The organism is Okeania sp. (assembly GCF_035285525.1).
In the GTDB taxonomy this organism is placed as follows: Bacteria; Cyanobacteriota; Cyanobacteriia; order Cyanobacteriales; family Microcoleaceae; genus Trichodesmium.
The window spans coordinates 1-10,631 of the sequence record NZ_JAYKGW010000003.1 but is presented as its reverse complement, the minus strand read 5'-3'; the positions used below and the strand labels follow the sequence as shown (position 1 = coordinate 10,631).

The 10,631-nt window shown below is 34.5% G+C and carries 10 protein-coding genes; all 10 read right to left on the bottom strand.

All coding sequences use genetic code 11. The features are described from left to right. Positions 1-550 precede the first annotated feature (550 nt). The 10 genes from VKJ25_RS00220 to folK all read right to left on the bottom strand — a co-directional run bounded on the left by VKJ25_RS00220 (position 551) and on the right by folK (position 10,357). Complete coding sequence (locus VKJ25_RS00220) at positions 551-1,333, bottom strand: MurL C-terminal domain-containing protein (protein ID WP_324234617.1); 783 nt, start codon at positions 1,331-1,333, stop codon at positions 551-553. Then, positions 1,308-1,937 carry a hypothetical protein gene (locus VKJ25_RS00215; protein WP_324234616.1) on the bottom strand — a complete coding sequence of 210 codons (630 nt, stop codon included), beginning with the start codon at positions 1,935-1,937 and terminating at the stop codon, positions 1,308-1,310. Before VKJ25_RS00215 ends, VKJ25_RS00220 begins: the two co-directional genes overlap by 26 nt. A gap of 314 nt (positions 1,938-2,251) precedes the next feature. Next, complete coding sequence (locus VKJ25_RS00210) at positions 2,252-3,214, bottom strand: NAD(P)/FAD-dependent oxidoreductase (RefSeq protein ID WP_324234615.1); 963 nt, start codon at positions 3,212-3,214, stop codon at positions 2,252-2,254. Between the two features lie 433 nt (positions 3,215-3,647). Beyond that, entirely contained in the window at positions 3,648-4,100 is a 453-nt protein-coding gene (gene queD / locus VKJ25_RS00205) for a 6-carboxytetrahydropterin synthase QueD (RefSeq protein ID WP_324234614.1), read from the bottom strand. 774 nt (positions 4,101-4,874) lie between these two features. Then, positions 4,875-5,567, bottom strand: coding sequence for a 5'/3'-nucleotidase SurE (gene surE / locus VKJ25_RS00200; protein WP_324234613.1), 693 nt, complete (start codon positions 5,565-5,567; stop codon positions 4,875-4,877). Between the two features lie 44 nt (positions 5,568-5,611). Further along, the gene (locus VKJ25_RS00195) at positions 5,612-6,772 is read right to left on the bottom strand and encodes a class I SAM-dependent methyltransferase (protein ID WP_324234612.1); all 1,161 of its coding nucleotides are present in this window, start codon (positions 6,770-6,772) and stop codon (positions 5,612-5,614) included. Between the two features lie 479 nt (positions 6,773-7,251). Continuing rightward, complete coding sequence (gene tmpR / locus VKJ25_RS00190) at positions 7,252-7,974, bottom strand: bifunctional dihydropteridine reductase/dihydrofolate reductase TmpR (protein ID WP_324234611.1); 723 nt, start codon at positions 7,972-7,974, stop codon at positions 7,252-7,254. Between the two features lie 133 nt (positions 7,975-8,107). Beyond that, positions 8,108-9,016, bottom strand: coding sequence for a dihydropteroate synthase (locus tag VKJ25_RS00185; RefSeq protein WP_324234610.1), 909 nt, complete (start codon positions 9,014-9,016; stop codon positions 8,108-8,110). Between the two features lie 72 nt (positions 9,017-9,088). Next, entirely contained in the window at positions 9,089-9,808 is a 720-nt protein-coding gene (gene tmpR, locus VKJ25_RS00180) for a bifunctional dihydropteridine reductase/dihydrofolate reductase TmpR (protein WP_324234609.1), read from the bottom strand. A gap of 30 nt (positions 9,809-9,838) precedes the next feature. Then, positions 9,839-10,357 (bottom strand): 2-amino-4-hydroxy-6-hydroxymethyldihydropteridine diphosphokinase, encoded by a 519-nt coding sequence (gene folK, locus VKJ25_RS00175; protein WP_324234608.1) that lies wholly within the window; start codon positions 10,355-10,357, stop codon positions 9,839-9,841. Positions 10,358-10,631: the final 274 nt, after the last annotated feature.

The window sequence follows — 10,631 nt, the reverse complement described above, 5'->3', positions numbered from 1 at the left end:
GACTCACCTCCTTTGTCGGGGTGCTTAAGGAAATGTATAAACGACTTTTTCTGTAAGCAACTATTGCCAATTTTCACGACTCACCTCCTTTGTCGGGGTGCTTAAGGAAATGTATAAACGACTTTTTCTGTAAGCAACTATTGCCAATTTTGATGACTCACCTCCTCTGTTGGGGTGCTTCAGGAAATGTATAAACGACTTTTTCTGTAAGCAACTATTGCCAATTTTGATGGCTCACCTCCTCTGTCGGGGTGCTTCAGGAAATGTATAAACGACTTTTTCTGTAAGCAACTATTGCCAATTTTGATGGCTCACCCCCTGTGCCGGGGTGCTTAAGGAAATGTATAAACGACTTTTTCGATCAGCAACTATTGCCAATTTTGATGACTCACCTCCTCCTCCTAAGTGTAATTATTCAACCGAAGATTATATAAAATATTGCATTAACCTTTTTCGTATAATTCTTCTTATGGCAAAATTTTACCTTTTTTTATAATCCAAAACTTCAAGTATTTCAACCAACTACCAGACTAACTACATTTCCTATTCCCTACTTAACAGAATTTAGTTTTTCTTGATGTTCAATTGGAATATTTTGAGGAGGAGATATTTTGAGAAAAGAATTATCAAAATCAACATCAGGTATTTCCACAAGAATACCCAAAGGTTCTCCATTTTTAAGACGTTGTTTTTTGCATTTAACTAAAGCCATTAAAGTTTCACGTTTTTCACCAACACACTCAAATGGTTTCTCCGTATTTGGGTCAAATAAACCTTTCCAAATATTCTCAAGTTCTGCCAGACTAAATAAATCTTTTCCTACTGCTTGAGAAGCAAAACTGTAATCCGTCATAGATTCAATTAAAGCATAAGAAAAAGCACATTTTGGACAGTTACAACACCATCGCACATCTTCTGGAGACCACTGTGCTTCATTACAAGAAGTAAGGTTATTTAAGATATTTTTGTTCCATAAAGATAGCTGATGAACCGTACCTATAGAATAAACTTCTTCGCAAATACTCACATAACCAAAAGGCAAACCTTTGCGCTTTAAAAAATCATTAAAACGTTCTATATAAGCAGCTCCTTTAGCACTTTGATGATTAACTTCTCGCCCCTGATATGTAGCATTAGATTCATTGGAACTCTTATCATTTGCTAATATCAAAAATCGGTGACCTTGCTGCATAGCAATTATCATCATAATGAACAGAGCATTAGTAATAGTAGGATCATTACGAACACCTTCATAAGCAAAATGTTCAGCCGGTTCTTCCTGGGTATGAGCTTGTATTTCCCATAGATTAAGTTTGATTTTTAATATAGTCAAATACTGGGAATTTTTCCAGCCATTTATTACCTAATATTCCTCCCGCATTATGTAAAGTAAATGCTTCTATGGGCAGGTTTGCTTGCTGCATCCACTCAAAAGCAAATGTACTTTCTTTACCACCACTAACTGCAAGAAGATAAGTATCATTAACAGAAGGAAAAGCAGAGTTTTCTGTATAATTTGAATTTGGAGAAAACTCTATGGGAGGCATTTTTTCCCAATCCCATTTTTCCAGATAAAACTTTTGCTGAAGATACCAATAAATATCTTCATTCCACCAATCTATTTCCCATTGAAGACAACTATACCAAGGTACTTTTACTATTTTAGGAGTACATATTTCACAAAGGCGATAAATTTCTGCCATTGCTATTCCTATTAAAATAGATGGGTAGGTATTTTCTGTATTTTTAAATTTTTTAGGAAAGTCAACGTAATAAAAATGTTCCCAGTCATCAACTAAAAAAGGAAAAATAAGTCGATTATTTTTCCAGTAAGGTGTTTGAGAAGAAATGACTGAACAGGTGGGAGATTTTCCTGTTGCCATATATTGCATCCGCGACTCGTGATATCTACTTTTAAATTCTTTGGTTAAACTCATTTTTATATTTTTAGGGAATAGGGAATAATGAATAATTGATAATTAATAATTAAAACTATTTATAATTATTAATCAGTAAATTTTTATCCTCATCGGAACCTAGAAACCGGGTTTTTTTCTAGGAGAAACCCGGTTTCTTTCTACGAGAAACTGGGTTTCTTTCTAAAAAACTATTTATAATTATTAATCAGTAAATTTTTATCCTCATCAGAACCCAGAAACCCGTTTTCTACGAGAAACCGGGTTTCTTTCTACTACGAGAAACCAGATTTCTTTCTACTACGAGAAACCGGATTTCTTTGCGTAATTTCTGATTATAAATCTTCTTGTATACTTCTAGCAGCAATAGCACCTTGAGCTACTGCTGTTGCTACACAGGGATCTCTGGGATTTGCTACATCTCCAGCAACATAAATGTTAGGAATAGAAGTCCGTAAAAATTGATCTGTAGAAATATATCCTTTTTCATTAAGTTGAATATTGCCTAAGTTTCCTTCATTAAAAATTTGCACTATATCTTCTATATTTGGAGCAAACCCAATTCTCAAACATAGAGAGTCAAATGCTAATTTTTCTTCTGGTTTTTCTCCATCTCTAAAAGTGATATAAATTTGATTATTCTGAACGGCAAATCTATTAATAATTGTTAGTTGATGCAATGTTATTTTACCAGCTTCAATTTTATCGTGAATTGTTTTTTGGTTAACCTTAAAACCACACATTTGCGAACGAACAAATAGGTGAATATGTTTAGCAGTTTCTGAGAAACGTATTGCTGTTACTAACCCATTATCACCTCCTCCAACAATGGCAACTATTTTATCATTCATCTGGGGTGTAAGTAGAGGAGTAGTACCAGGATCGAAGAATATTTCTTGTGATGATAAAAGTTCGTGACTACCCTCAATAAACTTGATACTTTCATATCCTTTAATTCTTTGTCCTGTAGCAATAACTAAACCTTGAGCTGTAATTTCTTTTGCTTCAGTAAATATCTGAAAATTATCCCCATCTTTGACAATACTCTTAAGTTGAGAACCTAATAATGTAGAAATTTCTTCTATTTTAATATGTTGACGAAACTGTTCAGCAATTTCATATCCAGTTTTTTCAATTAATCCTAAATACCAGACATTTTGAAAATTACTTAACTGTTGTAAACCTCCCAGTTTTTGTTTTCTTTCAATAATAATTGGAGAAAAACCTAAATACTTTAACCAGAGTGCGCAAGACATTCCAGCAGGTCCTCCTCCAATAATTCCTATGGTTTTTTTCATTTCACTAAATTTCTATATACTATTGCACTAATAATTTTAATTTGATTAGAGTCAAAATTTTACCATTTTCAGACAAAAAATAGGTACTTTTGTAGGTATAAGAAGTCTAAAAATTTTATATATTAATCCTTTGAGATTTAATCAGCAACTCCTAATTAAAAAACTCAGAAGATAAGTGCTTATAAAAAATTAATTACATATTACTATTATATATCTCTAATTCGATCCAGAAGTTATCAATTCTTTCTTCCTGTTCCCCATTTCCTCCCTCAACTAGGAAATTTATTTTGCACGACTACTTATTATATTGAAAAATTTACCAATGGATAATTGATAAAAATAAATAAGATTTCCTGATATTAAATCTGATGATTTTAACGAGAAGTAGTTATCAATTATTCATTATTAATTAATGAACCTATTCTCTATTACCTCAAAACATTAAAAAATCAATTTTTCCTTTTGAATAAATACATTGACTGGTACAAGTTTCATCAATTCTAACTGCTACAAGTCCTGGAATTTTATCTTCTAATTGTTCATAAATCCATTTAGCGATCGCCTCACTGGTAGGATTAGTTAAACCTGTAGTTTCGTTTAAATGATAATGATCTAAATAATTATCAAGGAGGGGTTTAATATATTTTTTAATATCTCCATAATCCATAATCATACCCTGTTTGGCTCCAGAAGTTATCAACTTATTACCAAAAATATAAATAACACCCCGCCAAGAATGGCCATGTAATCTGGCACATTTCCCATCGTGATTAGGTAGTTGATGAGCAGCTTCAAATCTAAATTCTTTACCTATTATCCAACTATCTGAGTTAGATTCATTTTTGAGAGTTTGAGATTTTTCCTCTTTTTTTTCATTTAATGTCATTACTATATCCTCAATAATTAGTTACAGCGGTTTTCATTTTAGTGAACCACAGTAGGAACGTATCGCTGCGCGACATGAAACGCATTTTTGTTATGCAACGTCCCTACAAGGGTTTGGTTATGCCGATCGATTTGGTTCATCAAGAGTGAAAAGTGCTGTAAGTAAAATTTCAAAGTAACGAAGAAAGAAGAAACTAAGAAAGAAGACTGAAGTTGATTTATTCTTGGTAAGCGGTGTGCTTCCCTAGACGACATGTAATATCAAATCCGGTAGTATCGGTATAATTCGCTCGTAGTAGGGGTTTGGTCTCCAAACCCTCTACAGACTAGGCTTTTCGCTCTTTTCTGATGCTATAATTTTATTCTCCAAAGCCAGCGGATTTGATATAAAGGGGTAGCGTAACGCACCGACAAACTATATATAGTACCTTTGCTTAAATCCTGATTATCTAAGACTTTGCGTAATATCATGTCCGGATGAACATATATAAATAAGGGAGAAGTCACGAGTTAGTTGTAGGGGCGAACGGCCGTTCTACAGAAGTCAGGAGAGAACAGGAGAAAGTCTTTTTATCATAGGACTTACACGGGAGGAACCCGGTTTCTACGATAAATCCTTGTTTTGAGCAATAGATGTCTACGAGAAACCGGGTTTCTGGGTTCACTTGCGTAAATCCTGTATCACTAATTATCCGGACATGATATAAGTTATGATATAAAGAGCGTTGATGTAGTTTAGATGCTTCCATTTTTGACACCAAACATCAAACTAGCATCACCACAACTGAATTTTAGAGATGGCAATATTACCTGATAAGCAGACATCAACATCCGTACCGGGGTCAGACTTGCGGTTAATGTCGTCACCTATGTACCGATAGGACGATCCCTCCAAAACAAACTCAGTTAGCAGTGGGCGAGTGCAACAGGGAGCAAAAACAATGTTTGGCTCGTTCATATCCGATGTCAGATGTGGAAAATTAATCGACCAAAAAGTTCCTGGTTCTATCGGTTTTTCTAACAACATATTCAGAACTTGAATAGTCCATCTCTTTGCTCTTTCCCAGTCTATTTCCCATTCAGCTCTTCGGAAATGGGAAAAGGCGATCGCTGGAATCCTATGTATAGTTGCCTCTCGTGCTGCCGCTATCGTTCCCGACGGATAAATATCCGAACCTAAATTACAACCTTGATTAATACCCGATAGCACAAAATCAATATCCTTATATAAATAATTAACACCTAAACGCACGCAGTCTGCTGGGGTACTTTCTACAGAAATCTCCGAATCTGAGCGATGCTCTACGGCGATTCCTGTACGGATATTAATATGATGACTACACCCTGATAGATGGTGCTTGGGACCAACTATAACACTAGGTTTGGTTGTGACTTCAGACAAGGCAGCGTGTAGGGTTCGGATACCTGTAGCATCGATACCGTCGTCATTTGTAATTAAAAATGTCATATTTTTTAAGTTACTACAAAAATGAAAAAATACATATCCAGAGTTTAGGAATTTCTTGTATCTAACCAAACAACTCCGAATAGATCGTGACCAACGCCGTACCCTGGTTCACAAGTTTGTTCAAGTTGCTGTAATCTTTTGGCAACAGCTAACTCTATTCTTTGTCTATCATTAGTTAAAACAGAATTAGCTAAATTTTGCTTAATCAGTACATCTAAGCTTTCGATATTGGCAGGTAGTTGCACCCGATTTACTTCTAAGGATTCATTGAGCAATTCTGCTGCTTCAGCGATTATAGTATTCCACCAACCAGAAAACTGATGGAAGAACTTAATAATATATTCTGGAGCATCTCCTGATTCTACTCGCAGAATCAGTTGATTCAAATCTGTTTCTTGATTTGGATCGAGTAAAGAATTAACTAGATTGCGATATTTAGGAAGTTCTCGATTAAAAGCTCCTGTTGAAGTATGGCGACCAACTACGATTGAGCGATCGAAGAAAGCTAGATTTTTAATTGGACAATTAACTTCACTTGCAGCATTCCGAATTATTTTTTCTAGATGTTCGTGAGAATAGAAACTCATTAATGTAGGTTTAGCTTCGCCCTCACTCTTGAAAAAACTCATATTATAGTTCCACCGACTCTCACTCCAGTGCGGTTGCCATTCAATACTGTATCTTCCTAAAACGTCTATCACAACTGCACAGGGAGATTGATTTTTAAGAATACGTTCAAATAGTATCTTTAAGACTGTTTCTAACTCTTCATGGGTAAGATGAGAATAAGGAACTCCACAGGAAAGATATAAATCAAAAGGACTTTCAGGAATTTGTTTACGAATGTCGGCTTGCTCAAAGCGAACGTTCGTGTTATTTTTGTATAAGTTGTTGGCAGTTTCCACCATTTCTGGACTAATATCAATACCTAGATAATCTAGGTTGCACTTATCCAAACTAGGTTCTTGTGCCAACAGGTCGCTTAATAAAGTGTATCCGTCTCCTATTCCAGCTCCGACATCAAGTACACGCAACTTTTCGCGAGCAGGAGTATCAATAGAAAGAATTGCTTGTTTGAAAACGAAACGAGAAAAAGCTTCTTCCCAGTAAACTTTTACATTGTCTTTACGATTTGGAGACAAATAATGTTGAGTTGCATTGCTTTCCTCGTATACAGCTTTAATATCATCGGAAGTTACATTCATAGGAAATCAGCTTTTTTGTTTTACTTTTACTAAACTACCATAAAATATCTTACCTAGGTCAAATATATAGAACCCATTTGGTATATTAGACATTTCTAGAAAAGAGGCAATAGGCAATGGGCTATAGGAAGAAAGAATTGATAATTTCTGTACGATAATTGGTTTGATTTTTTATTTTTGGAGATTTCTATTGGTAAAGGTAAGGGTTTTTAGGATATGAAGTCAGGAATTGGAGAAATATAATACGGTATAATAATTAATTATTTCTCCCTACTCACTCTTTTCTGGAGATATCTAATGGTTATAATCTTTTTTTATACTGAAAAAGTTTACCTTTTACAAATATAATAACTACCCAAAAATTGGGATTTTCGGGAAAAAATGGTAGAGAAATTAAAGAACAATTATTCCTTCTCCTGTTTCTGTCTTCCCAGCTTGCAGACACTTCGCAAACTCTGCTTTTTTTGTGCAAACCTTAACTATAAAAGCCAACCACCCGATACTTCTAATACTTGTCCTGTAATATAATTAGAATTTGGGTTAATAAAAAACCAAACTGCATTATTAATTTCTCCGAAACTTGCAGGTCGTTGGGCTGGGATTTTAGGAATCATTTTTTCTAAATCCAAAGAATTTTCTGCTATTCCTGGCGATACTACATTAACAGTAATTTTATCTTTAATTAGCTCAACTGCTAAGGACTTAGTATAGATAATAATACCAGTTTTGGCAATTATGTAAGCTGCATTATTTTTCCGTGCTACCACATTTTGGGCATTAGCACAAGCAAAGTTTACTATCCTTGCTCCATTAGCTGCTTTCAGATAGGGAAGTGCTGCTTTAGTGACATAGAAATTGGAGTTAAGGTTAGAATTAATAACGTCATGCCACTCTTCTATAGATACCTGAATGAGAGGTTTTCCTAGATAGTTGCCTACATTATTAACTACTACTGATAAACCTCCCAGTTTTTCCGCTGCACTGTCTACTAAATATCTAGCTGGCTCTGGTTTAGTAATATCAGCTTGCAGAGCGATCGCTTTCACACCTTGAGTAGCTGCTTTTTGACTAGCTTGGTTGGCTGCTTCTGCACTTTTGTTATAGTGAAAGGCTATATCAAATCCTTTACTTGCTAAGTCGAGGGCGATCGCTCTACCTATTCCCACTGCTGAACCTGTCACAAGTGCTTTTTTTACCATCATCTTGAATATTTAGACTAAGTGGTTGTGGAAAATAAATTTTCTAGTTGAGAGAGAGAATATTTAACAGGAAACAGAGAGTAAATTTTTTCAACTTTCCCCTATTTCCTGTTCCCTCTTTTTTTGGAAATATCTATTACAACCAACTCATAGTTTCAAAAAGAGATTTTACTTTAGCAACTTCATGGGTTCTAACCATATCATTTTTTCCTAGTGCTGCAAAAACTGCCGTAAAAACTTGAGAACTTCTGAACTCTTCTCCAAAAATTTCTAAAGCTGTAGGTATTTGATTAAAAACAGGAAACCCTAATTTTCTTAGTCTAAAACCATTTAAAAGAGTATCAATTTGATATCTCATTCTATTTGATATATTTTTGTATTGGTAGTAAAAATTTGCGTATCCTACACCCACTGCTGGGTCAATAAAAATTTTTCTCACTCCTATTTTAGTTGCTATTTCTATCTCTTTGGCAAAATAATCGTATAGCACATCGATCATATCTCTACCTGAATCAAAATCAAATTCTCCTACATCTCTAGCGTGTTTTCCTTCTACATAACAAATAATAATTGCTGCATCAAAATCAGCTACAGCTTGATACATTTCTTCGCTATTTTCAGTTCCCAAAAAGTTGATAACATTTGCGCCTGCTTTTAAACATTCCCTGGCAACTTCTGGATAATAAGTTTCCACTGAAGTTAATATACCTTCTTGACTGAAAGTTTTCAGAATAGGTAAAAGTTGACTTATTTGTTCTAACCGATCTACCCTAGCTGTAGTTTTGCCAGTAGACTCAGTACCAATATCTATGACATCGGCACCTTGAAGTGTTAATACTTTACCACGGCAAATTGCTTGTTCTGGAGTATAACAAATAGTGGGTTTATACCAAGATTCTGTAGAAAGATTAATGATTCCTAAAATAGAAGTTTGAGAATTAAAGTTAAACTTTTTATTTCCAATAGTAAACTCTTCTACTTGGGTGTTATTGTAATCATTTTGATGTTTGTTATATACCTCACAAATATCTGCTAGAGTCAGCATTTTTCCACTCCTTTAATCTTTTCTTATTCCCATCATATTTATTTAACCATAATCTCGGAAATTCAGAAACAATTATAATCTCCAACCCCCTGCCACTTCCAAAACTTGTCCAGTAATGTAACCTGATTCGGGACTAACAAAGAAGCCAACTACATGACTTACTTCTTGCAAAGTTGCAGCCCGTTTAGTTGGGAGCATAGGAATCGTTTCTTCTAAACCAATAGTATTTTCTGCTGCTCCTGGGGCAACTACATTTACAGTAATTTTGTCCTTAATTAATTCTTGAGCTAGGGACTTACTATAGATTATAATACCAGTCTTGGCAATTCTATAGGCTGTCTGTTGGTCATCTGCTTTAAGATGTTGGGCACTGGCGAAACTAAAGTTGACAATACGTCCCCAACCTGCTGCTTTAAGGTAAGGAATACTTGTTTGAGTAACATAAAAGGTAGAATTTAAGTTTGAATCAAGCATTTCATGCCACTCTTCTATGGATATTTGGCTAGTTGTTTTTTCGAGAAAGTTTCCCACATTATTAACTACAACAGATAATCCTCCCAGTTTTTCAGCAGCATTTTCTACTAAAGATTTAGCTTCCTCTGGTTTAGTAACATCTGCCTGTAAAGCAATAGATTTAACTCCATAGGTAGCTGCCTCTTGAGCTGCTTGATTAGCTGCTTCTCCACTGCGCCTATAATGAAATGCTACATCAAATCCTTTACTCGCTAAGTCGAGAGCGATCGCTCTACCTATTCCTACTGCTGAACCTGTAATAAGTGCTTTTTTAATCATAAGTAAATTGCTAATTTAACTTGCCTTTTTTTAAAGTGGAAATACTCCAGAACATTCTACTTCTTCTTGAAGTTTAGCGATAGTTTTTCCTGAAACTGGTTCTATCCAATTAGGAGCTATTTCTGCTAAAGGGACAAGTACAAAAGCTCTTTCTTTCATTCGAGGATGGGGTATTTGTAGATTAGGGGTATCCAATATTAAATCATCGTATAATATTAAATCTAAATCTAAGGTTCTAGGTCCCCAATGTTCTAAACGTACTCGCTTAAATTTTTGTTCAACATCTAATAAAATTTCTAACAATTTATGGGGAGTTAATTCTACTTTTAATAATGCACAACCATTGATAAAGTCTGATTGTTTTGGACCACCTACAGGTTTAGTTCTATACCAATTAGAATAAGTAATTAAGTTAATGCCAGGAATTTCATCTAAAGTTTGAATGGCATTTTTAAGAGTATCAAGAGATTCTCCCAAGTTGCTACCCATACCAATAGCTGCATTGCCTTGCTCTTTTTTTGAGTAGTTTAAGTTAGTAGAATTAGACATTGTTTGAAGGATACGTTTGAGTTTTTATATTCTTAAGTAACAAGTTGTTAGAGAAGGAAAAAAAATTTTAAATATGGTAGATATTTCTCCAACTTTTACACAAATGATACTAACGAACATGATATTACGAGTTAAATATCTATAACGTCAAAATTTTCAGCTTAGTAGTCAATAGTCAAAATTTTCAAGGCAAATAACTATAACGTTATAGTTTCCTCAAAATTTTCAGCTTAGTAGTCAATAGTCAAAATTTTCAAGGCAAATAACTATAACG